This window comes from Verrucomicrobiota bacterium (assembly GCA_019247695.1).
Lineage (GTDB): Bacteria > Verrucomicrobiota > Verrucomicrobiia > Chthoniobacterales > JAFAMB01 > JAFBAP01.
The window spans coordinates 1-23,356 of the sequence record JAFBAP010000047.1; the positions used below are offsets into that span (position 1 = coordinate 1).

At 59.4% G+C, this 23,356-nt stretch carries 15 protein-coding genes and 1 pseudogene; 10 read left to right on the forward strand and 6 right to left on the reverse strand.

The window, feature by feature from the left end; genetic code table 11:
* Positions 1-260: 260 nt before the first annotated feature.
* Entirely contained in the window at positions 261-1,043 is a 783-nt protein-coding gene (locus JO015_04925) for a UDP-2,3-diacylglucosamine diphosphatase (protein ID MBV9998442.1), read from the reverse strand.
* Between the two features lie 172 nt (positions 1,044-1,215).
* Here JO015_04925 and JO015_04930 point away from each other — a divergent pair, with 172 nt between their 5' ends.
* From JO015_04930 to JO015_04950, 5 genes are all read left to right on the forward strand, one after another.
* A complete protein-coding gene (locus tag JO015_04930; GenBank protein MBV9998443.1) occupies positions 1,216-1,524 on the forward strand; it encodes a hypothetical protein in 309 nt (102 codons plus the stop codon).
* 310 nt (positions 1,525-1,834) lie between these two features.
* Positions 1,835-2,758 (forward strand): CHAD domain-containing protein, encoded by a 924-nt coding sequence (locus tag JO015_04935; GenBank protein MBV9998444.1) that lies wholly within the window; start codon positions 1,835-1,837, stop codon positions 2,756-2,758.
* A 161-nt stretch (positions 2,759-2,919) separates the two neighbouring features.
* On the forward strand, positions 2,920-3,591 hold the full coding sequence (locus JO015_04940) for a winged helix-turn-helix domain-containing protein (GenBank protein MBV9998445.1): 672 nt from the start codon (positions 2,920-2,922) through the stop codon (positions 3,589-3,591).
* Complete coding sequence (locus JO015_04945; protein MBV9998446.1) at positions 3,572-5,032, forward strand: heavy metal sensor histidine kinase; 1,461 nt, start codon at positions 3,572-3,574, stop codon at positions 5,030-5,032. The genes JO015_04940 and JO015_04945 overlap by 20 nt, the downstream gene beginning before the upstream one ends.
* Positions 5,033-5,174: 142 nt before the next feature.
* Positions 5,175-8,090: a beta-propeller fold lactonase family protein gene (locus JO015_04950; protein ID MBV9998447.1), complete on the forward strand. Its 2,916-nt coding sequence runs from the start codon at positions 5,175-5,177 to the stop codon at positions 8,088-8,090.
* 398 nt (positions 8,091-8,488) lie between these two features.
* Here JO015_04950 and JO015_04955 read toward each other — a convergent pair whose 3' ends face one another.
* Positions 8,489-11,125, reverse strand: a complete 2,637-nt coding sequence (locus JO015_04955) for a TonB-dependent receptor (protein MBV9998448.1) — start codon at positions 11,123-11,125, stop codon at positions 8,489-8,491.
* 402 nt (positions 11,126-11,527) lie between these two features.
* Here JO015_04955 and JO015_04960 point away from each other — a divergent pair, with 402 nt between their 5' ends.
* Positions 11,528-12,727, forward strand: a complete 1,200-nt coding sequence (locus tag JO015_04960) for an oligosaccharide flippase family protein (GenBank protein ID MBV9998449.1) — start codon at positions 11,528-11,530, stop codon at positions 12,725-12,727.
* A 4-nt stretch (positions 12,728-12,731) separates the two neighbouring features.
* Positions 12,732-13,517 (forward strand): hypothetical protein, encoded by a 786-nt coding sequence (locus tag JO015_04965; protein ID MBV9998450.1) that lies wholly within the window; start codon positions 12,732-12,734, stop codon positions 13,515-13,517.
* 15 nt (positions 13,518-13,532) lie between these two features.
* Here the strand turns inward: JO015_04965 and JO015_04970 are convergent, their stop codons facing one another.
* The 3 genes from JO015_04970 to JO015_04980 form a co-directional block, all read right to left on the reverse strand.
* Positions 13,533-15,032, reverse strand: a complete 1,500-nt coding sequence (locus tag JO015_04970; GenBank protein ID MBV9998451.1) for a phosphate--AMP phosphotransferase — start codon at positions 15,030-15,032, stop codon at positions 13,533-13,535.
* A gap of 206 nt (positions 15,033-15,238) precedes the next feature.
* On the reverse strand, positions 15,239-15,529 hold the full coding sequence (locus tag JO015_04975; protein ID MBV9998452.1) for a hypothetical protein: 291 nt from the start codon (positions 15,527-15,529) through the stop codon (positions 15,239-15,241).
* A gap of 611 nt (positions 15,530-16,140) precedes the next feature.
* Positions 16,141-18,897: a hypothetical protein gene (locus JO015_04980; GenBank protein MBV9998453.1), complete on the reverse strand. Its 2,757-nt coding sequence runs from the start codon at positions 18,895-18,897 to the stop codon at positions 16,141-16,143.
* 345 nt (positions 18,898-19,242) lie between these two features.
* On the opposite strand from JO015_04980, the gene JO015_04985 reads away from it, so the two are divergent.
* The 3 genes from JO015_04985 (at position 19,243) to JO015_04995 (ending at position 21,359) form a co-directional block, all read left to right on the forward strand.
* Positions 19,243-20,286, forward strand: coding sequence for a TlpA family protein disulfide reductase (locus JO015_04985; protein ID MBV9998454.1), 1,044 nt, complete (start codon positions 19,243-19,245; stop codon positions 20,284-20,286).
* Between the two features lie 52 nt (positions 20,287-20,338).
* Entirely contained in the window at positions 20,339-20,506 is a 168-nt protein-coding gene (locus tag JO015_04990) for a hypothetical protein (protein ID MBV9998455.1), read from the forward strand.
* A 154-nt stretch (positions 20,507-20,660) separates the two neighbouring features.
* Positions 20,661-21,359 carry a hypothetical protein gene (locus JO015_04995; GenBank protein MBV9998456.1) on the forward strand — a complete coding sequence of 233 codons (699 nt, stop codon included), beginning with the start codon at positions 20,661-20,663 and terminating at the stop codon, positions 21,357-21,359.
* 238 nt (positions 21,360-21,597) lie between these two features.
* Here the strand turns inward: JO015_04995 and JO015_05000 are convergent.
* Positions 21,598-23,264 (reverse strand): annotated as a pseudogene (locus tag JO015_05000) (IS1634 family transposase).
* Positions 23,265-23,356: the final 92 nt, after the last annotated feature.

Here is a 23,356-nt window from a genome sequence, read left to right on the forward strand (position 1 = left end):
GTGGCGCGTGCCGGGTCTTGCTTGACGGTGGCAGAATTGCGGGTCAGGTCGAGGGGTAAACGCTGGGCTATGTTCTCTTGGCCCTTCGGGCCGTAAGACGGTCACGGCTGTCCCGCGCTGCCCTCAAACAATGTGGGTAAAGCTCAGGGATTCACCCTGGGCTATGTTCTACCGACCGCCCCTTCGGGTCTGAAAACCGCTTTGTCGCCGGCGTCGAAGCTCGACGGCATAAGTGGGTTAACTCACAGCAGGAACTTAAGTCAGGTGCCGACTGACTCTCGATCGAGGTCGGCGGCGTGTTCCCGGGGCCGGGTTTCCGCTGCCTGGCGGATTAGTTTGATCGTTCCGTCACAATCTTCTACCAAGGCCGTGCAACTCTCTATCCAATCACCCGTGTTGTAATACTCGGTTGCCCCGATCCTTCGTACCGTCGCCGTATGGAGGTGGCCGCAGATGACTCCATCCACCTTATAATCCTGCGCATAGCGGACAACCGCTTCTTCAAAATTGCTGATGAATGTGGCGACGTTCCTTACCCGCCCTTTTACATAAGCGCTCAGCGACCAGGGCTCGAGTCCCAGCAGGCGCCTGCCCAGATTAACAATCCCGTTGCTTCGCAGCAGCACCGTATACCCGAAATCGCCCGCATGCCCTAGCCAGCCAAGGTTCTGCACCAGGGCATCGAGTTCGTGCCCGTGGAACACCAGAATGCGCCTGCCGTTGGCCGTGGTGTGAATCGCGTGTTTCTGCAGGGTGACGCTTCCATACGTGCCCAAATAGCCGGTCACGAATCCGTCGTGATTTCCGGGAATGTAAATAAGTTCGGTGCCCTTCCTGCCCTTGCGAAGGAGTTTTTGGATGACGTCGTTATGTTCCTGGGGCCAGAAAATCCCGCGCCGCAATGCCAGGACATCGATGATGTCGCCGACGAGGTATAACCTGTCGAAGTCGTTTTCACGGAGAAAGTCCAGCAGCACACCGGCCTTGCTTCCTTTCATGCCGAGGTGAAAATCTGAAATCCAGCCGGTACGCCAATGGGCCATGCAATTTGTCCGGGTTACTCTTTGCACCGGCTTCATTTCATACCGCGGTGGTAATAGCAACCCGCCGATTGTTACAATTTCGACAGATACACCCGCGTCGTGGATAGATCGAATCGATAGACCGAATTCCGCGTGACTTTTCTTGACGTTTCCACCATCATGCCGTTCCTGCATGACCACGCTTCCGGAAGCGTCCCCAGTAAAGTCCCTGGCTGAAGAACTCGAAACCGTTCGCCTGCTCTGGCGCCAGTGCATCGAAACCTATGCGTCCGGCGTTGAAGCCACCCTCGACCAGGTTCAAGCCTCAGTCCGGGGCCAGCAAAGGGCGCGAAAACTTCCGGTCAGCAAGTTAGGGGATCTGCGAGACATGCTCGCCATGTGCCGCGGCCTCAACCTGCGACCGGAAAAGGGTCGCCGTAAAGACCTCAAAAAGATCGAGACCCTGATCGAAGAACTCCGCCTCCTGACGGAGCAATGGTGAGCCTTGCAGGCCGGCCTGGCCCGGTTGGTGGTCGGGTGCAGCCCTCTGGTTTGGCTGGCGCATCACCCGGGAGCGAAGATTTCGAGCCCCGGGAAGGCCGTTGCGTGCCCCCGAACCGTCGCTTGAACGCGTCCGCAACCGCGACGATAATGCCGCGGTGGTTTGTGACCGTACGCGCTTGAGGCAAGCCGGGACGGGATCAAGCGCGCGCTGGCCGCTGTTCCCCCCACGTTTGCGGACCGAAGCGCGAGGCCCTGCCACCCGGTCCGAAACAGGCTAAGCACTCAGACCCTTGTGCGGATTAAGTCCGATGAATTTACGACTAAAGCGCAGTGAGAATTTGAGACAGGGACTCCGGCGAATTGCCGAAGAACGGCTCCGGGAGGTATCGCAACTTGTAGGCAAAGACGGGCTCACGGCCGAGCCCGTGCACACAGCCCGAAAAACCATTAAGCACCTGAGGGCGACCTTGCGGCTCACGCGCGGAGCGCTCCCGGCCGAGGCACGCAAAGAGCGCAACCAGGTGTTGCGGGATTTTGCGGGCCGGCTCTCGGGGCCTCGCGATGCCGCGGTCACGCTGGCTGCCTTTGAGAAAGCCTACCGTGAAAGCCTGGACGCCGGTCGGCGTCCGCGGGTCCGGCTCCGGTGGGTGGCGCAGGTGCGCCAGGCCTTGCGCGGCCAGGCCCACGCGCCGGTCAAGGCCGAAACCTACCGGGACGCGGCTGAAGGCGTGCAACGGTTGGCCGGCAACGTGTTGCCCTTTGAGGATGACACCCGGAAAGACGACTGGACCGATACGGTCGAAACCGGCCTGCGAAAGACTTACCGCCAGGGCCGCCAGCTTCTGGCCGACATCCAAAACACACCGGATGCACCCGACGCGCAGTGGCATGAACTGCGCAAACGCGTCAAGGATCTCGGGTACGAATTGGCGCTGATCAGGAAGGTTAAGGGCGTCAAGCCGCTGCTGGCGAAACTTGACGAGGTCGGCGAAGCGCTCGGCGACGCGCGCGATCTGACCCTCCTGCGCGACTACCTGAACAAGGTGCCCGACAAACGTGAACTTACGTCCGAAGAACAACAAAGTTTCCGGCGCCTCCTGGCGCACATTGACCTCGAGCGCGGACAACTGCACCAGCGCGCGTTGAAGATTGCCCAGGGCGTATACCGGCGCGGAGGCAAAAAGTTCACCACGCGGCTGACGAAACGCTGGCGCTCCTGGTACACGGGGTAGGGGCAACACCGATAGGTAAAGGGGCGGTGAAAGATCTCTGACCACCCTCGCGGGGGGTGCTGTTCCTCACACACCTCCTGACTTTGGCTGGCCGCCAGGATGGCAAAACCGGCTCGTACACTTGCGACGGCAAAGGCTGCGGCGCACTTGGCTAACCGTCCATGCATGCACTAATTATCGAGGACGATCCCAAAACCGCCGCGTTCCTCTGTGAGTCGCTCCGTGAAGCCGGATGGTTTCCGGATACGGCGCGAGACGGGCAGGAAGGTCTGCAAAAGGCCCTGGCTGGAGATTACGCCTTCATCCTGCTCGACGTCATGCTGCCGCGCGGCGACGGCTGGTCGGTCCTCACCTCGTTACGTGAGAAAGGCAAGGCGACCCCCGTGCTGTTTCTTACGGCGCGTGATGCCGTCGGCGATCGGGTGCGCGGGTTGGATCTGGGGGCGGATGATTACCTCGTAAAACCGTTTGCGCTTCCGGAACTGCTCGCGAGAATCCGTTCCATCCAGCGGCGCGGGCTCGAGCGCCCGCCGCTGAGCTTGCGGGTGGCTGACCTTGAAGTCGACCTGCTGAAGCACACGGCCAGCCGGGGCGGCGTTCCGTTGCATCTCACACCCAAGGAGTTTGCCCTTCTGGCGTTGATGGCCCGCCATGCCGGCGAGGTTCTCGGACGCACGCAGATCGCCCGGCAGGTTTGGAAACTGGAGTTCGATGGCGGCTCAAACGTCGTGGACGTCGCGGTCACGCGTCTGCGGCGCAAGGTTGATCTGCCGTCCATGCGACCGCTGATCCGCTCGGTTTACGGGGTAGGCTATGTCCTTGAAGGCAGCTGAACCGGCTCCAGGCCCGGCGCGCAGCTGGTCGATCGTCTTTCGGCTCGCCCTGCTCTATAGCCTTTCTTCAGCGATTTCGTTCGGAGCCGTTGGCGCGTTCCTTTACCGCGCCTTGGGCGAGACCCTGGATTCCGAGGCGGGCACTGTGCTGGCCGACAAGGTCGCGGTCCTGCGCCAGATCGTCCGCGAACGTCCGCACCAGCGCGAGGCGTTGGAAGAGGAGGTCGAATGGGAAAGTGCCGCGCGCAAAAACTCGGCCTACTACGCACGCCTGCTTGACGCCGAAGGAACCGTGAAGCTCGCGTCTGCAGGGGCGGATGCCTTACTGCCGCCGGCATCCCGTTTCCCGGCCGCTGCACCGGTCGACCGCACCCTTGGCGCGACGGCCCGATGGCGCCGGGACGGTCACGCGCTTCTCCTGACGTCGGCCATCGCGCAAACCCCCGACCACGAAACCTATGTTTACCAACTGGGTTTGGACGTGTCCGGCCAGGAACGTGTCCTCGCTGCGTTCCAGGAAAAGCTGCTGCTCGCCCTCTCGATTCTCACCGGCCTTTCGGCTTTTTTGGGAGCATTGATCGCACAGCGCGGAATCCGGCCGCTCGAGAAGATTACCCGCGCCGTGCAACGCGTCAGTGCGACCGCCCTTGGGGAACGCATCGGCACTACCGCCTGGCCGCGGGAGCTGATTCCCCTGGCGCAGGCATTTGATAACATGCTCGAACGCCTGGAGGATTCCTTCACCCGCCTTTCGCAGTTCTCTGCCGATCTGGCCCATGAATTCCGTACTCCCCTCCACAACCTTCTGGGTGAGGCACAGTGGGCGCTCGTCAAACCTCGCACCGCCGAGGATTACCGCCGCGTCGTGCAGTCCGGCTTGGAGGAGTGTGAACGTCTGGCACGGATGGTTGAAGGTATGCTCTTCCTTGCCCGCGCCGATCACGGGACCATCCCGTTGCGCTGGGCCGAGATCCCCGTTTCGGAGGTCGTGCAGGAGTTGCTGGACTTTTTCGAGCCGTGGGCTAACGAACGGGAAGTCACCCTGCGAGCGCAGGGAGACGCGAAACTGCAGGCCGACCCGGACCTGTTTCGCCGGCTTTTGTCCAACCTCACCGCGAACGCGGTCGAACACACGCCTTCAGGCGGGCAAGTCGAGGTCCGATGTGAAGACCAGGGAACCGTGGTGGCGCTGACGGTTCAGGACACCGGAGAGGGCATCGCGCCGGAACATTTGCCCAGGCTGTTTGATCGTTTCTACCGCATCGACGCAGCACGGGCTCATCGAAACGGAAGCGGCCTGGGCCTCGCCATTTGTAAAAAGATCACCGAACTGCATGGCGGAACTATCTGTATCGAAAGCGTGCTCCGGCAGGGAACCGCCGTGCAGGTAGTTTTGCCCAAAAAACTCGCCACCCGGCACGCCCAAACGGTGCAATCATGACAATTCGGTTAATTTGTTACGACACTGTTAACTAACTTTCGTTGCCTCACCCGCCCTTTGGCCTTTAGTGCTGGCCTGATGGAATTCACCTGCCGTTCGACAGGTTGACTGCTTCAGCACCCTAAGGACTACCCCAATGAAAATGAGGCCTTCATTTTGCGGCGCCGTGCATCCGGTTGCGGCGCAGGTTGCGGCCCTGCTGGTCGCACTCGGTTCTGCACTTTCAGCTTCGGCGCAGGATCAGAACGACAACGTTACCCCCGCCGGACAGCTTCTCACCCCGACGGCTGCTCCGGGGTCCGCGTTCGAATACTTCAACCCCGAATTATCGAAGTACCCTGACTTCCGGCCGAGCGGTGGAGCCGCCACGGTCCTCAGCCCTGACAAAAAGACGATGGTGATCGTCATTTCGGGGTACAACCTGTGGTATGACCCGACCGGTAAACAGGATCCCGCGGCCTCCACCGAGTACATTTTTGTCTACGACGTAAGCAGCGGCAAACCGGTTAAGAAACAGGTTATCCAGATTCCGAACACCTTTGTCGGCGCAGCGTTCGATCCCTCAGGAAACACCCTCTACGTCGGAGGTGGTAAAGACGACGACGTGCACATTTTCACGCGCTCGGATGACGGTACGTGGTCGGACACAGGCACGCCGGTCAGCCTTGGCCACAAGGGAATCAACGGCGTCACCCCAAGTGATGCGCCGCCGGAAACCGCGGGCCTGGCGGTCACTCCGGACGGCTCGCGACTGGTCGTCTGCAACCTGGAAAACGATTCCGTTTCGATCGTAGACCCGCACGCCGGCACGGTGGTTGGCGAGGTCGACCTGCGCCCCGGTAAGATCAATCCGGCTCAGCAAGGCGTGCCCGGCGGCGAGTACCCCTATGGCGTGGTGATCAAGGGCAATGACCTTGCGTACGTCTCCAGCCTCAGGGACCGCGAAATCGTGGCGGTCAGCCTGGGGACACTGGGTGAGCAGCCGGCTGTCGTTGCCCGCATCAACGTCAAGGGTTCACCCAACTCGCTGCTGCTGAACCGGAACCAGACCCGTTTGTTCGTGACGGCGGACATGGAGGACGTGGTCAACGTCATTGACGCTAACACGAATTCCTTGCTGCACACCATCAGAACCACAGGTCCGGACTACGCGGTAGGCAACTTTCAACCCTACAGGGGCAGCATCCCCAATAATCTGGCGCTCTCGCCCGACGAGAAAACGCTTTACGTGACCAACGCCGGCAACAACTCGCTCGCCGTCATCGACCTGAGCGCAAGACGCGTCACGGGCCTGATTCCTACCTCGTTCTGGCCCACGGCCGTCGCCACGAGCCAGGATGGCAACTTCCTGTTCGTGACCAATTGGAAGAGCCCCGCCGGTCCCAACCCGGAACATTTCACCAACCCGATAAACAGCAACGCGGCAAACCAGTACGTGTTGCAGTTGGACAAAGCCGGGCTGCTTACCATTCCGCTGGTCACCGACCCGGGCACCCTGGATCAACTTACCCGCACCGTGGCCGCTAACAACGGCTATTCGGTGCAGCCGGACGCCAATGATCAGACAATGATGGCCGGGCTCCGCAACCGGATAAAACACGTGATCTACATCGTCAAGGAGAACCGGACCTATGATCAGCTTCTCGGCGACCTGCCTGAAGGCAACGGCGACCCGTTCATCACCCAGTTCGGGTACGATGTGACGCCGAATTTCCACCGGCTCGTGACCGATTTTGTCCTCCTGGATAATTTCTACACCCCGGGCGACGTCAGCGGCAACGGCTGGCCCTGGAGCACGGCGGGCCGGGAAACCGATTACGGCGTGAAGAGCATCACGGAAAACTACGCCGGCCGCGGATTCTCGTACGATACCGAAGGTACTAACCGCGACGTCAATGTCGGTTACGCAAGATTGGACCGGCGTTTGCAAGCTGCGCCTTACCTGACGAATGACCCGGACATTCTCCCGGGTGCCGTCGACGTCGCCGCCCCTGACGGGCCGGAAGGTCAGAAAGGAAAAGGTTATCTCTGGGACGCAGCCCTGCGTGCAGGGCTGGCCATCCGCGACTACGGCTTTTTCTGTGACCTGGTCCGTTACGGCACCACGTCGGGAAACACCGACATCAGCGCTTACCAGATCCCGCTCGAACGTAACCCGGCCTCGGTAAACCTGCAGGTCGCCTTTCCCACCAAGCCGGCCTTGATCCGCAACTTCGACCCTTACTTCCGCAGCTTCGATACCGCCTTCCCGGATTTCTATCGTGAAGCCGAGTGGGAGCGCGAGTTTGCAGCCTTTGACCAGAACGGCAATTTGCCGCAGCTCAGCTTCGTGCGCCTCATGGAAGATCACATGGGCAACTTCAACCGTGCCCTCGACATGGTAAACACGCCGGAGAAACAGCAGGCGGACAACGATTATGCCGTCGCCCGGCTGGTCGACCGGGTTGCCCACAGCAGTTACAAAAACGATACCCTCATCTTCATCTGCGAGGATGATTCCCAGGATGGTCCCGACCACGTCGACGCACATCGCTCGACGGCCTACGTCGTGGGGCCGTACGTAAAGCATAACGCCCTCGTCTCGGACCGGTACAGCACGGTTAACCTGATCCGTACGATCGAAGACGTCCTCGGCCTCGAGCACCTGAACCTTTACACTGCGACGGCACGCCCCATGACCTCGTGCTTCGACCTTAACCAGCAGGACTGGGACTTCGTCGCACAACCCTCTGCGTACCTCGTATTCGGCACGACCCTGCCCGTGCCTCAGAATCCGCCGGTTTCGGTATCAGGCGGAATTTCGACCCACGACGCGGCGTACTGGGCCGAAAAGACGAAAGACTTCGATTTCAGCCGGGAAGATAACCTCTTCGATCCGCAGCTGTTTAACCGGATCATCTGGGCCGGGCTCAAGGGAACGGCGCCCTACCCCGCGGCCCGGACCGGCCTCGACCTGCGCCGGAACCGGGAGAAACTGCTCGAACAGGCGGCAATTCTGTTCGACCTGGAAACCCATCTGCCGGGATTGGCAACTCAGACGCAGCAGTCCCGGAGGTAGTCTGAGCCGTGGTTTGGGGGGGGAACCGCTCGGGTATATCCGCCGGAAACGCACCTGCCCGGGCGTCCCCCTCGTACGGAAGGTCTGTTACCATTTCGACGGCTATGGAGGTAGAATTTTTGTCTTCCTTCCCAGGCCATGCCGGCGTTACACCTATTAGACCGTATCAACGGTCCAGGCCCAGCGGGCCGGCAGACGGTTTGATGGCCTGAAGGGCCAAAGGAACTTAGCCCAGGGGGTAAAGCCCTGGGCTATGTTCCAGCGCCCCTTCGGGGCTGAAACCCGGTCGAAATGTTACCCGGATAATCGTCTAAATGGTATGTCTATACGGATTGCGGGTCAAACGGATCGCTTTCAGCCGGTGGGAAGTTCACGTTTTGATCCGCAACCGGTATGTTTCAGAATTTGAATTGTACGCCGGCCACGTAGGTTTCCCCGTAAAACTCCCGCTGGATGGGGCGGTTTGTAGACCCTTCATAGACCCTGAACGCTTGGTTGGTAAGATTCTTTGCATGAACGTAGAGCCCTAGACCGTTGCAGAACCGATAGCTTACCGAAAGGTCAAGGTGAAACTCTGTATCGAAGTATCGGTCGGTCAATGTAGATGAGCCGATCGCCTCCAGGCTTCGGTCGGTGAATGTGGCCGCAAGGGAAAATTGGAGCCCGTACTTATCGTAAAAAAGACTGACGTTGTAAAGGTTCGGCGCGGTGTACGGGAGCCTCGTGGCCTGTGTGGGGTGCGCGTTTCCCCTGCTGTCGACGTAAGTGTAATTGGCGGCAATGCCAAACCCGGACAGGAAACCCGGCAGGAATTCGAATTCCTGCTGATAGTTCAGTTCGATTCCACGGGCGTAGGCGCTGCCGCCATTCAAGTAGGTAGTTTCCGTATAGTTAACGTTGTTGACCAGCACGTTAAGAGATCGTTGAAACACGTAATTTGCCAGCTCCTTATCGAACACGCCAACCGTAAACAGAGCCCCTTTGACGGGATAAAAATCGACCGCCAGGTCGAAGCTGTTATCGGTTGTCGGCTTTAAGCCGGGATTGCCGGAGGTGATTGTTCGATCAACCTGGTTCACGATTGTCGCCGCGGTAACTTGTCCGAAGGTGGGACGCCCGATCGCCGTCGAGTACGCAAATCGTGCCTGGAGATAGTCGGTAAACTGGAATTTCGCCTGAAACGAAGGGAACAGGTTAGCGTAGTTCGCGTAACGATTCACAAAGTGGTAGGAGGATGGTGTACCCGGGTCGGTCCCGGGCGCATTGGCGTAGGCGCCATAGTCAGCCTGTGTGGCCTCCAGGCGTACGCCGGCCAGCAAATTGAGCCGGCCGAACGAGATGTCTCCTTGCAGGTAACCCGCATAGACATTTTCCGTGTCGTCGAAGTAAGCCTGAAGCGCGGTCACCTCATCGGCGCGCGCGTTGCGCGCAAATCCGCCGCCGAAAGTTTTCATGAAGGCTTGGAACTTGGGAAGGCTTGGCGAAAATCCCAGGGCATAGTAACCTCCGTACACCGAATAGAATGAGCTGCCCGCAACGTCGGCTAGGGTTAAATTATTCTCTCCGCTCGCCGCAGGACCGTGGTATGCAGAATAGGTCTGCGGATCGTCGTAACGATCCTTGTCTCGGAACCGAAGGTTCGTGCCGAACTTCAGCGCGGCCGAGTAGCCGGCGAGGGTGATCGGAACGGTAACGTTGATGGCACCGGCGACTTCCGTATCCGTGCTGCCGTTGCGGTCGATAGTCAGGGAGCTGAATTTGTACTGGGTCGGATCAAAGGGCCTCGTGAGTCCGGGCGCACCTCCCAGAATGATCGTCGGGCGGTCTGCGGTCCCGGAATTATTGTAGGAAATCACCTCATCCTTCGGCGTGGCGAAGTTCAGGGTCGAATCGAGGGGACTGAAACTATACCCCTGAGCGAACGACCCTCGGAAATCCACGATCAGCGGACCCAACAACGCCCGGCCACCACCGGAGAGGACCTGGTTATCGTGGTGTTCCTCAGTTTTGTACCGGAGGCTTGAAAGAAGCTCGCCCCGGGTCGTCCGAAAGGTCCTGCTGTCCGGCCCGTCTGAGGCGGGGGCATCCGTGGCGCTGACTGCGGTATTCAGGTTGAGCAGGCTTAACCCGTAACGCACGTTCGACTCGACGTAACCGCCGTCGTCGAAATTGATGTAAAGCCGAAGATTTTCCGAGGGCCGGTAGTCAACCGAGCCGCCATAACCATACGTGCGGCGGTGGAAAGTGAATCTGTAGAAATCGAGCTCGTTGAGGAGTTTCGTGTCATAAGCGACCGGCGTGCCGTCGTTATAGGCGGCCTGAAAACTGTCAACTCCGACATGATCGTCATAATATGCGGCTCCCCCAAGCACACCGAATGGTCGTGGACCGGCCGCGTTTTCGCCGTTGGCCGGCACGGGGTTACCGGGCCCTTTGCCATCTCCGGACGGGTCCCGTCGGCTGGCAGCGGTGCCCTCCCGGTGCGAACTGAAGGGATTCCCGCCCGCGCCAAATCCGAAGGTGGTTCCGGCCGTGATTGAGCCGTCGATGATCGGGTAACCCGGTCGAAGCGGCAGGAAGCCGGACCCCATCCGGCCTTCGAAGGTGACCTTAGATGAATCAAAGGCACTGCGCGGAGTGAGCTCGATGGTGCCGCCCAAAGCCTCGGCATCCTGGTCAGGAGTATTCGATTCCGTTAATACGATCTGGCTCACCAGGTCAGAGGGGATCTGATTCAGCGAGACGTGACGTCCGAGTGCATCGGTCGCCGGCAAACGGACCCCGCCAAAAGTGACGCCGACGAGGTTGGGATCGATGCCTCGCACCGAGGCATACAGGCCCTGTCCCTGGTTGTATTGCAGCCCGATTCCCGGCAGCCTTTTCAGGGACTCGCCCAACCTCACGTCGGGGTATCGGGCGATTTCCTGACGCGATTGGACGACCTCCAGGTTAGCCGCTTCCTCGGTGATCTCTTCAGCGATGGGTTGGTTTTCCGGGTGCGGCGCCGTTCCCGTAACCACCATCGGATTGAGCATCTGTTCGGCCGTTATTCCACTTGCGTCTGCTGGATCCGGTGGACTGGACGCTTGCTGACATAGGGCCGTCAGGCAAGTAAGGAGAAAAGTACCGCCAACTGCAATCACCCGGTTTTGGAGGCGCCGGTAGAGCCTGTGAAGCCGAACGGTGCGTATTCGATGCATATTGCCTCTTTCCGCCTGTGTTTCATAGGGGGGACCGTGACGTCCGTGAATGCCGGAAATGTGACAAGAACGTCATGTTTTCGCCGGCTGACGCACGCGCGCCTCATGAGTGGCTTCGGCCGGAAACATGGCAAAAGTGTCACATTTCCACCCTTGTGAACGGACCCGGGCGGGTTAACCCTGCGATCCGAACCTCAGGTCGCTACGAAACACCTCCTCTATTATTCGAGTTCCAGCGTGGTCAGCCAGACGATTCGGGTCTTTGGCGTCTTCCTGTCTACTTCACAGGTCGGAGCAAAACCATTCGCGACCTTTGCGAGCGCGCTGATGCTCGTCGGCTTTTGCAACATGCTGCGCGACCTGGGCCAGGATCCCGCCCTCCTGAGCTTGCCTGAACTGAACCGGCGCTACATCCGATTTCATTTTCTGATCACCGCTGCCCTGGGCGTCCTTGCGTGTGGCATCATCTCGGCTTTGGTTTGGTGCAGCCCGTGGTTTATCGATCTGCAGCCGGTATTCATCTTCATGCCTGCATTGATCCTAACGGAGGCCGGCTATCATACGTCGCAAATCGTCGCCCAACGCCGGTTTGCGTTCCGGGCCATCGCGTTGATTGAGGTCTGCGCCGCGATAAGCTGGTTGCTGACGATCGTGCTGGTTTCTTTCTATCACCGCACCGCAGCCGGATTGCTGTTCGCCAACCTGATGGAATTCCTGGTCCGGGGAACGGGTTTGTTGCTGCTCGAGCATACCTGTTTGCGCCCGGTGACAGTCCCGAGAAAGGTCATCCGGTACTTCGGCCGGTACGCCAGAATTTTAACGATCCAATCCTGGATCCAACACGTGGGGGAACATACTGACGTAGCACTCTTACGCCTTCTATCAAACCCGGGCGAGCTGGGCGATTACGCGCGCGTCAAACAGGTATTGGGTATCGTTTTCTCCCTCGGCGTGAGGTTAGTCGACCAAGTGGCCGCCGCCACCTACAGCGCCGAGCAGCGATCACATACGTTGCTCAGGCGCTCGGTCGACCGCTTCCTGAAACTCACCCTTTCCGGCACGCTCGCGGCACTGGCAGGCGTCTGCCTTTTTGTGCTGATAACTTGGCGAGGTAGCCCCGGTGCAGACGTCAACCCGATGCGCCTGTGGTGGTGGGCGTTGCCTTTGTGCCTTATCCGCCCCGTTTATTGGAACTTTAACCTTTCGTTCAAAGCAACAAGCCGGCCGCAGCTGCTGCTCTCTTCCGTGTTGGTCGACACGTTACTGTTACTCGTTTTCGCGCTGATCTCGATTCCTCTACTCGGGGCGCGCGGGCTCTTCCTCGCCCTGATCATCAGCTCCGTCTCGACCGTTGCACTGCAGCGGCTCTGGTCGATTGAATTTCGAGGCTCGCAGGTTCCTCTGCCGGCCGTTCTCCCGGAACAAAAAGGCGTGTGACGGTATGGGTTTCTGGAATTTTGGAGTGTTCTTCGGCGCGCTCATGGGCGCGGGTGTTGAATTCCTGGAAGTGGTGGCGATCGCGTATGCGGTCGCCCGTTCGGGTTTCCCTCGAGAGGCGCTGCGTGGAACCGTGGCCGCCGTTGTCCTGGTTGGGCTTCTGGCACTCCTGCTCGGGCCACGACTGGCCCTCTTCCCGATCCGCTGGGTGCAGTGCCTTGCCGGGTCAGCGCTGCTTTACTTCGGCGGCAAATGGATCCCCAAATCGGTCCTCCGCCTGGCACGCGGGAAGCGTGCAGGGTGGATCGAGCATCCATTGAAAGGCAAGAAGCTGGAGTCACTCGGAAATTCGCGCCGGTTTAACCACCTGAACTTCATCATTATGATGAAGGGCGCCGCCGTGGAAGTGTTCGAGGCCGTCCTGATCGTGATGAGCATCGCGCTCGGTTCAAAAGCTTGGCTGGAAGCCATCTCGGGCGCTTTTTGCGCCGCCGGGGTGGCCGTCACGATCGTCCTGCTACTCCATGGTTACCTGGTCAGGCTCCCGGACGTGCTCCTGAAGCTCGGGGCGGGGATCTTATTTGCGAGTTTTGGCACTTTTTGGCTGATAAAAGGTGTCGGCCTGGGAAGGCACCTGAGCGATTTCAGCTTACCCGCCGTTGCGGCGATTTACGCATGCCTCAGCTTCGGTGCAATTTGCTGGATGCGTTGGCGCGACGCGCGCGGCGGGCCCGCAGAGAACGCAGAAAAGAGAGAACAGCCACAGATCACCCGGATTAACACAGATTAAGGGAATGCCTCCCCGTCACTCCTTAAGGCGTTTGCGGATCGCGTCGCAGACAGTCTCGAGCACCTTGACGCGGGCGTACCGCTTGCAATTGGATTCGACGATCGTCCACGGGGCGTACGGCGTGGTCGTGCGGTGCAGCATCTCCTCGACGGCATCCCGGTACTGATCCAGCTTTTCCCGGTTGCGCCAGTCCTCGTCGGTTATCTTCCACTGCTTGTGCTCCAGTTGCTGGCGTGCCTGGAACCGGCGCAACTGCTCGTCCGGATCGATGTGGAGCCAGAACTTCAATAAAACCATGCCGAAATGGACCAGTTGCTGTTCCATCCCGTTGATCTCGCGGTAGGCCCTTCGCCATTGGGCCTCGGTGCAGAATCCCTCCACCCTTTCGACCAGGACGCGACCATACCAGGTCCTGTCAAAGATCGTGATGTGCCCGGCTTTCGGCATCTGCGCCCAGAAACGCCACAGGTAATGGTGAGCTTTCTCGATGTCGTTCGGGGCGGCGATCGGCACCACCTCGTATCCCCGCGGATCCAGGTTCTGCGTCAACCGGCGGATGTTGCCCCCTTTGCCGGCGGCATCCCATCCCTCGTACGCGATAACGACGGGGACTCGTCGCCGGTAGATTTCATGCTCCAGTTCACGGAGCATCACCTGGGCGTCCTTGACACGGGCGTCGTACTCGTCGGGAGACAATGACAGGGACAGGTCCACCTGGTCGAGCGCACTCGCCTTGAACGCCTTGGCCGTGAAAGATGACTCGGCCACGGGCCGCGCCGGCGCCGGCTCGGCCTTACGTAGCCAGGCCGCCATCCCCCGCTCGAGTCCATCGATTACCGTCGAGAAAATCTTGAGCGTGGCGAACCGCCGGTCATGAGCCTCGACCACCGTCCAGGGAGCATAGTCGGCATCGGTCTCAATCAGCATGTCCTCGGCTGCTTCCAGGTAGCCGCCGTAGCATTCGTGCTGCCGCAGGTCGGCCTTCGTCACCCGCCAGGCCGTCGTCGCGTTCGCACGCAGGGCGTCGAACCGTCGCTTCTGCTCGCCCTTGGAGATGTGGAGGAAACACTTGACGATGATCACCCCCTCATCCGTCAGCTGCCGCTCAAACAAACGGATGTCCTCGAACGCTTGGCGGAGTGCTTTCCCTTTGACCTTGCCTTCGACCCGGTCGGTCACCACCCGGCGGTTCCAACTCCGGTCGAAAATGGCCAGCCGCCCCCGGGTCGGCGTCCGTTTCCAGAATCGCCACAAAAAGGGGTAAAACGCCTCCTCCTCCTCCGTCGGGCCCCGGGCGCTATGCACGGTAAATCCCCGCGGGTCAAGCGGCAGAATCATCTCATTGATAAGCGTGCCTTTGCCGGCCGCACTCCACCCTTCGAAGACGACGATGACGGGGATGCCCAGCGCTTTGATCTCTCGTTGGAGCGCGGCCAGTTTCAGGTCCGCCTCAGCCTTTAGCGCCTTGTACTCCGGTTTCGCGACCTTTCGCGACAAATCAATGTTCCTGAGCATCGTTCCAAGGGGGGTAAAATTATGTTTTGCCGGATGCTTGTCAGACGCAAGTTGACCCGGCTTACGCAGTTAACATCACACCATTGCATCCGCGCAAGCCGTCCCGCAAACGAACCCGCTACTCGTTGGCATGGATGAAACCCGATCGCACCGGAGCGACTCCCTGCCCGCTGCCGGCGGCGACAAGTTTCCGCAGAATTGAACGGTCAGGCCGGAAAATATCGCGGAATACTCACAAAAATTAGTAAATCCACGTCCCGGCCGTCCGTTGATCTGTTCAGTGCCAGAAGAAAATGAATGCCGGAGAGCTTCCTCAGTACCTCACCCCGCTCCAGTTTGCGGCGATCACTCACTCTCATAAACGCAGCATCCTGAATGCCATCGCCACCGGGCGTATCCGTTGTGAACGCCTCGAGCCTCATGTCCTGATGATTCCCGCGAGCGAGATCAGCAGACTCCACCGCCGGGAGAACCCAGGCGCCAAGGCGATATTCCAAAAACGCTAGAGGCTTTTCCGGGTGTGGTAAAGACGGTGAAGCCGTTGCCAAATACCCTCCGGACTGAACGCGGCGCCGGGTGTCGGGGGTCGGGGGCGAGCTTGGGGCAGAGCCGCCGATCTCAAGGCTTCCGTTCCTCTTCCCGCCGTGGTCGCCGTGTTCCGCCGTGTTCGCCGTGTGAACTCTTACGTTGTGCCCGCCAGTTCACCGTGCCCGCCGTGTGCCCTTAAATCTGTGTAATCTGCGTAATCCGTGGATGTTTTCTCTTTTCTGCGTCCTTCTGCGTGTTCTGCGGATAATTCCTCTCTTCCCGCCGTGGTCGCCGTGTTCCGCCGTGGCGCCGTGTGAACTCTTACGTTGTGCCCGCCAACCCCGCTGTGCCCGCCGTGTGACCGTGTGAACTCTTACGTTGTGCCCGCCAGCTGGAGGAGGTTGTACGCAGGCAAGACCACGAAACCGGCTCCGATACTGCCGGGGGGATTGCTGACTTAACCCGCTATCGTGACCTCTCGTCGCTGCGCGTCGTTAGTCCCGGTGCACGAAAGGATCGCCCGGATCGATCGTCACTGCGGTGCCGAAAATAACAGAGTAGTTCCACGGTTGATCTAACGTCACGTCTTAAGAAGGCCCGTAAATCCGCCCACCCAGAGTGTGGTGAGTATCCACCCGGCGATGATGTGAAGCCAAAGGTAGCAGCGCAACATGCTGCCGTTCAGGTGAAGAACAACCCTGCTCAGATGGAGGTCTGAACTCCGATTCGCATTGGGAATCCAATGTGACTCCATTCCCAATTTCACCAGCGGCACGAATGTTTCCAGGGAATAGATCAACGCGTTGAATTTTGGATAACGTTCTTTTAGCTCCGTCTCGTCGCTGTCGGCATAATAGGCGTCACCGGCGGTTGGCATCACAATTCGTTTATGGTAACCGATCTTGAACAGGCCTGCACCGATTATGACGATCACGATACTAAGTAAAAGGGCACGCCAAGGACGATAGCCGTAGCAAATGAGCTTCCCAAGGGTGTGATACCAGAACCAGTTCCAAGGCCCATTCGAGTGCCGCCCGGCATCCCTGTTTTTGGCGATCATCACGTATACAGCTTCCTCGTGAAGCCCCATGCCGCGTAAAGTCGCGGCGAGCTGTTCGTAGGGTTGAGACAGAAACTGATCCCGCTGCCGGTGAAGCCACTGGACCTGGTTACGGGCATCGTCCGGTCGAGCTTTAGCATCGATTACATCGTAGACAAAGCCGTGAAGGAGCAGGTTACCCTTTTGCGGCCAGCTCTGCCTGTCATTCAAGAAGGTCCCGACTTTTGCAAACTGCAGGTCAAGAGTGAGTTTCTCACGCTGGTCAACACCTTCCAACATGAAGTTGTGCCCGATACGGCCGTTCTTGAAACTCACGTTTCCCTCCGCAGTAAAATGATCACGCAAGAAGACGCTTCCCATGATTCTCACCGAATCGGCTTCGAGGGCACCAACGTTCGTCCCATCCTTGAAAAATTTCCCGCCTTCACAGACCAGATCTCCGCCGATCGTTGCGCCTTGGAGACGCACCGTCCCCCTCATCACAAGATCCTGGTTCAACAGGACGTTGCCGCCAATCTTGGCCGAACTGGCATCCAGGGCCCCATCCTCGGACCCGATAAATATTCCCTTGGAACACTCGAAGTTGCCGCCGATATCCGCGTTGTACAGCCAGACCCGGCCGTTGAATCTGGCACCGCGTAGAAAGAGGTTGCGATCGATTCGGATCGAGTCGAGGCCTAAGGCGTTGTCTTTCGCACTTTTAAACTGGCCTCGGTCGCACTGAAAGATCCCGCTGACCGTTGCGTCGATAAAGTTTACCGCTCCCTCGAAATGGGCAGCGACCAATACCACGCTGCCGCCGATTCGGGCCGATCTCGCGATCAAGGCTCTGCCATCCTCAGGGTTGCTGGCGAAAGTGGCTGCAATACACTCGAGGTCGCCTCCGATCGTTACGCCGACGAATTCTACCGTTCCGTTGAATTGGGTTCGCCCCAGCGATACGTTGCTGCCGATCTTGGCCGAACTGGCATCCAGGGCCCCATCCTTGGACCCGGTAAATATTCCCTTGGAACACTCGAAGTTGCCGCCGATGGCCGCATTGTACAACCAGACCTGGCCGGCGAACGTGGCGCCGCGCAGGAAGAGGTTGCGATCGATTCGGATCGAGTCGAGGTTTAAAGCGTAACCTTTTGCGTTTGTAAAGTGACCGCCGTCACATTGAAAGATCCCGCTGACCGTTGCGCCGTTGAAAATCACCGCCCCTTCGAAATGGGCAGTGGTCAACAGCACATTGCCGCCGATCCGGGCCGAACTCGCAATCAAGGCTTTGCCATCATCAGGGTTGGCGAAAGTCCCCTCGCGACACTCGAAGTTGCCGCCGATGGCTGCGTTGTACAACCAGACCTGGCCAGTAAACGTGGCGCCGCGCAGGAAGAGGTTGCGATCGATTCGGATCGAGTCGAGGTTTAAAGCGTTACCCTTTGAGTCTGTAAAGTGACCGCCGTCACATTGAAAGATCCCGCTGACCGTTGCGCCGTTGAAAATCACCGCCCCTTCGAACTGGGCGTTGTCCAGGAGCACGCTGCCACCAACCCTGGCTGAGCTCGCGTCAAGGGCGGTCCCATCAGCGGCGCCGAGAAACTTGCCGGCGGTACACTTAAGGTCGCTGCCGACCGTGCTGTTCGTGAGTTCCACCTTTCCCTCCACGTTGAAGCCGCTGCCAAGGTTGATTCCGTCTTCGACGTGCAAGCCATCCGCCTCCACCCCTTTAACGAAAGAGCCACTCAGATTTAAGGACCGCAACTGGCTATGCCCGAGGACGATCTCACCATCGAAAGCGCAACTCACCAGTTGCAGCGGAAAGGGGATTTGCAGGCCGTGCAGATCTAAAGTTCCCTTGATGCGGACGCCGGACAGAGAAATGCCGCGTATGCTCACGAGCTTTAGCGCTGCCGGGTCGGTACATAACCACCGGAGTCGCTCCGGTCTGATCATCCGCCCACTTCGCCAGCTGGCAGCCTTTGCCGGATCAACATCATCCGTAGCCGTTTCCCGGCCATCAGCTTCTCCTCCGCTAGCCGCCGCTCGGAAGAGCTTCTCTTCCGCCGGCCAGTTCTCCTCGTGGAAGTGTTTTCTCGCCAACTCGAGCAACGCCGCTCCCTGCGCGCTCGCATGGGATTGAGTGGCGAGGACCGGGCCGGCACCGAAAGCGGCAACGGCGAGTGCTGCCGTAACTAACGTCCAAACGCCCCGAACATCGCTTGGCCTCTCGCGAGAGGATGGCTGATCCAGGCGCATCCTGACCGCCGCGCCTGAGCTGAAGATTATCTCCGTCATAGCCAAAACTGGGTTCTAACCACCGCAATTCGAATGGATGCGCACAAAGGTGCCGCGTGCGCACCGCTCTCGGTTACCATCCCGCATTGGAATCGAAATTCTCGAACATGCAATGCCGAAACTACCCCGTCCGGGAACTCTCACCCGAAAGTGGTATGGCCCAGGCCGCGGGAATGTTATCACGTCGAGCTGATCCGTGTTGCGTCTCGCGGTCATTTCTGTCGTCCGTCCTAATCAACTCTGCATAGACAATAAAGACGTCGGATTTCGTGGAAGTGCCTGAATTTAAATCGTTAAAATATTATGGTGATAAGCCCTGCTCATAACCGTTCCCTGAAGCTGTCCATGGCAGTCTTGCTGTTTCCACTCGGTTTGGTTGCCGAGGATTTCTCGAAGTTTAAGGATGCGGGGATATTTTGGCAGTACATTCAACAGCTGTACGGGACGCCCCTGGGTAATGCCGCCTCCCGGGAAGAAGCCCTGAGAATGCTGCGCGACAAGGACCACGCGGTCGAAGAGGCTGCGTCCGCGTTCTGCCGCCGATTTCCTCAAGACCCTCACCGGTGGGATGCAAAAATCCTTCAAGTCCGGATCGCCCCGGTGTTGGCACGCCTCGATAATAAGGAAGCTCCGGACGATAAGGATACGGAAAATCTTCTTCACCTAATACAAGAGGCTCTCGATGCTTCGGAACAAGCCAGGCAAGAGGCGACATTTGAATTGATCAGGCTCCACGCCCGGCAGGCTGAAGGCTCGACCGATCAAACTATCGTTAGGGGACTGGATGAGGAAATCCGGAATTTTATAGGAAAATACCCGGAAGACCAACGCAGCGACGATCTGAATCTGTACCGGGCCCGGCTAATCGCCAAAATGGATCCCCCCCAGTCGGAGAACCTGCTGAAGAGCCTGACCTCAAGTAGCAACAAGAACATTGCTGCCGAGGCAAAAATGGAGATCAGGAAAGCCGAACTCATGCGCCAGCCGCTGGACCTCAGCTTCCAAGCCGTCGACGGCCAAAGGGTTGATCTGCAGGCGTTTCGTGGTAAGGTCGTGCTGGTCGACTTCTGGGCCACTTGGTGCGGCCCGTGCATGCGCGAAGTGCCGAAGGTCGTAGAGACTTACAAAAACCTCCACGATCGTGGATTCGAAATCATTGGTATCTCTCTTGATACGGACGTTGATCAAATGCGGTCGGTTACCGGGTCGATGGGAATGACGTGGCACCAGTACTGCGATGGTCAAGGGTGGCAAAACAAGCTCAGTTCCGCGTATGGAATCAATTCCATCCCGACGACTTGGCTCTTGGATAAACGGGGTTATATTCGTTATGTAGGTCTGAGGGGTGAAGCGCTCTCAACACGCATTCAGGAACTGCAGGCGGAGTGATGTCGCAGGGTAGTCGGCCTTCCCCTGTCTGGGTCTTTGCCTATCCTCATAGATGGAAGGCGTATTCCGTCTCCAGATCTTCCTGAACCTCACGTTTGGCATCCTCCTGTGCTATTGCGGGGAACTGGCAAAGGCTGCGCTGGTCACTGACAAGACCAGCTCAACCCTCCTGAGAATGGGTGTAAAAGCGGATCGGACCGGGGCGGGATCTGCCCCGTAACTAACGGCCACCGGCCGTGCTTGGCTCACCTGTTTCGTCTGGTGCCTGCCCGGTTAGAAAGCTCGGACTCGGACCGAAACGTTTCGGGCCAATACGTATTTTTCCGTATTCCTCCAGGCCGGTGGCTCCTGTTATCCCTGGATCACAAGATGGCATGGTAGATAGAACCTCCACCCAATACATTCTCGTTAAAGGCCAGCCCGGCCTGAAAGAAACCAGGTTTGCGCTGGGACCATCCTCTGTGAACTTTAAAGCTGAACCCCTTTTCCGAAGCATCGGGCAAGAGGGTGCGCTGGGGGCCGCAGCTGCTGACAAAACGTGGTACGCGTTCGAACCCTCGGTTCCGGTGGATCAGCCAAATTTATGGAACCTGTGCCACTCACGGGTGCAAAACGGTTTAGGCGTTGCGGACGGAGCGATCGAGTTCGCGGAGCCCGATTTGCAGCAACAATGGATCGTGGGCGAAGAGGCAGGTCTTGGGATCGCGATGGCGAGGACGTGCGCGGTTGCGCAGGATCAGAACCAACACTACCCGACCGCACCCGATCCCTTCGGGGTCCGTGACGCTGACCACTCACAATTCGACGCTGCGCTCGCGGCTCGGACGGGCGCGTCCGGCGTGGCCAGGGTTCGTGTGGCCCATCTTGACACGGGGTACGACGCGGAGCACCGTGCCCTGCCCGGCCGCTTGAACAAGGTCCTCCAACCTAATCTTGTCGATGCCGGCCGCCCGGACGATGCCTCCGACGACACCACCGGCACGTTGGGCATCCTGCAGCGCTCTTCGGCGTTGCTGGCGGCGCGTCCACCCAAGATGCCAATGAGCGGCTCGCGACCGCCGTCATTCCGGTGAACCACGAGATGGCTCTCAAAAAGAGGTGGGGCGAATGCCTTTGCCTGAACTCGTCGATGCTCTGCACGAGAGGGCGGCCAAAGGCGGGTTAAGGACCGATGAAGATTCCAAGGATCCGATCCAAGGGGTGGAAGTTGACCCGCTCTACTTTGACCCATCTTAGACACCACAAATTTGTAAGTAACTGGCCAAGAAAGGGTTACAAAAGTGCAAAAACGCTTTGGCACTACATTTCGCCTTACGCGGCCGGGGCGGAAATGTCGCGCAAGGTCGGCGGCGCGGCCGTCCCGGCGGCCCGCAAGGCCGCCAAAGCTTCCCCATTGAGCTGACTCCGAAGTAGAAAGCGGCGGCCCTGGTAGGTGAGCTCCGCTTCCTGCAGGCCCTCCAGGCCTCCAAGCACTTGGGCCCATTCGCTCGCCGCCTCGGCTTGCTTCAGGCGCCGCTCTAACTCCACCTTCAGCAGCAAGGCCAGGAAACTGCAAAAGACGTGCCCGCGGATGGCCGCGTCGCTTTGGTGGTAGATCGGTCGGGTTTCCAAGATCGACTTGGCCGTGCGAAAGCTCTGCTCCACGGTCCACAGCGTCTTGTAGACGTGGGCGACGGTTTCCGCGTCATAGGCGGTGTTGGTCCGTAAAACCCACAGCCCGTCGTAGCGCGCCTCGGCTTTGATTTGGGCCTCATCGATCTGGAAGTGACCCTCGCCCTCCACTTTCAAACACCGGCGGTAGCCCTTGTTGCCCACCAGGCTCTTGTCGCCTTGGCGTAGTTGCTGCCGTAGGTGGGCGACAATGGCTTTGCGATCATGGGCGTCGTTACGACGCTCTTCCTCATTGAGGCAGACCACGTAGCGGCGCTCCTCGACCCAGACTTCCTTGAGTTTGAGCGGGGCCGGATCTTTGGGGTTCTCCCGTTCCGGCACGCTCTCAAACCAACGGCCCCGATGCCCCAGCACCTTGGTACTGACCTCCTTCTGGCGGCGCATGCATACCCCCACGATGTAACCCACCGGGGGCTGACTGCCTTCAAAGGCCGCCAGGATTTCTTGGCTGACCATGCCCCGGTCGGCCACCACCGTGACCTGCCGCAGGCCGAAGCGGCGCCGCAGCCGCTGCATGACCGGCACCAAGGTGGTGACATCGGCGGGGTTGCCCGGCCACACCTCGCAGCAGATCGGGTTGCCTTGCACATCGAGGGCCAAGCCTACGACCCTCTGGCGCAGGTCGGGCCGGTGGTCCTTGTTGAAACCCCGTTCGCCGAGCTCCTCCCCACCCTGGCCTTCGAAGTAAAGGCTGGTGGTGTCGAAAGAGACCAACTCCACTTCGGTGAACAGGTCGCGCCGGCGGTCGAAGAGCCGCTCTTCCAACACGTCTTTGGTGCAGCGCACCGGGCCGTTTGCGGGTTGCGCTTTGGCCGGCAGCGGCTCGCCCAAAAAGGCCATCGCCCGGTAAAGGTGGTGCAACCCGAGCCCTTCGGTGCCCGGCAGGAGGTAATCGTCGCGCCAACGTTCCGCCGCGCGGTCGCTGCCGCTGGCAAACAACCGGTGGAGTACGGTCAGGTAGATGGCCCCCGTTCGACGTCAAATTCGAAGCGCCGGCCTTTGAGCAGCGCGCGCAACGCTTCCGGGAGGCCGCTTTCTTGCCACAAACGGCCGAAGACCAAGTCGGGCCCGATTCGGCGCACGGCCACCGGCTGGGTCCCACCGGCCGCATGGGCGTCTAGCACCGCCAAGCCCTCGCAGTGGCGCACCCCCGAGCGCATCAGCCGATCCAACTGGCCGCTCTGTTGCAATAGGTCGAGTCGGCCCAGCGTCGCGATGACCTGCTGGCGGACTTTCTTCCCTTCCCGGACGCTATGGGCAATCTGCAGGTATCGCTAGGTGCCGGCGGGTTTGACGCGGAAGAACATGGGGCGAGCGGCTTGGGTCTACCCCCAGCAACCACACCCCGCGTGCCAACGCAATGAAAAAGGAGAGAGCGACCGAAGAATTTGCACTACAT

What these genes read in the sequence shown, in the direction of transcription:
- JO015_04945 (MBV9998446.1), top strand. Translation starts at nt 3,572, where the DNA reads ATGTCCTTGAAGGCAGCTGAACCGGCTCCAGGCCCGGCGCGCAGCTGG.
- JO015_04925 (MBV9998442.1), bottom strand. Translation starts at nt 1,043, where the DNA reads ATGGCCCATTGGCGTACCGGCTGGATTTCAGATTTTCACCTCGGCATG.
- JO015_04995 (MBV9998456.1), top strand. Translation starts at nt 20,661, where the DNA reads ATGGTAGATAGAACCTCCACCCAATACATTCTCGTTAAAGGCCAGCCC.
- JO015_04985 (MBV9998454.1), top strand. Translation starts at nt 19,243, where the DNA reads ATGGCAGTCTTGCTGTTTCCACTCGGTTTGGTTGCCGAGGATTTCTCG.
- JO015_04990 (MBV9998455.1), top strand. Translation starts at nt 20,339, where the DNA reads ATGGAAGGCGTATTCCGTCTCCAGATCTTCCTGAACCTCACGTTTGGC.
- JO015_04950 (MBV9998447.1), top strand. Translation starts at nt 5,175, where the DNA reads ATGAGGCCTTCATTTTGCGGCGCCGTGCATCCGGTTGCGGCGCAGGTT.
- JO015_04965 (MBV9998450.1), top strand. Translation starts at nt 12,732, where the DNA reads ATGGGTTTCTGGAATTTTGGAGTGTTCTTCGGCGCGCTCATGGGCGCG.
- JO015_04930 (MBV9998443.1), top strand. Translation starts at nt 1,216, where the DNA reads ATGACCACGCTTCCGGAAGCGTCCCCAGTAAAGTCCCTGGCTGAAGAA.
- JO015_04955 (MBV9998448.1), bottom strand. Translation starts at nt 11,125, where the DNA reads ATGCTCAATCCGATGGTGGTTACGGGAACGGCGCCGCACCCGGAAAAC.
- JO015_04980 (MBV9998453.1), bottom strand. Translation starts at nt 18,897, where the DNA reads ATGACGGAGATAATCTTCAGCTCAGGCGCGGCGGTCAGGATGCGCCTG.
- JO015_04935 (MBV9998444.1), top strand. Translation starts at nt 1,835, where the DNA reads ATGAATTTACGACTAAAGCGCAGTGAGAATTTGAGACAGGGACTCCGG.
- JO015_04970 (MBV9998451.1), bottom strand. Translation starts at nt 15,032, where the DNA reads ATGCTCAGGAACATTGATTTGTCGCGAAAGGTCGCGAAACCGGAGTAC.
- JO015_04940 (MBV9998445.1), top strand. Translation starts at nt 2,920, where the DNA reads ATGCATGCACTAATTATCGAGGACGATCCCAAAACCGCCGCGTTCCTC.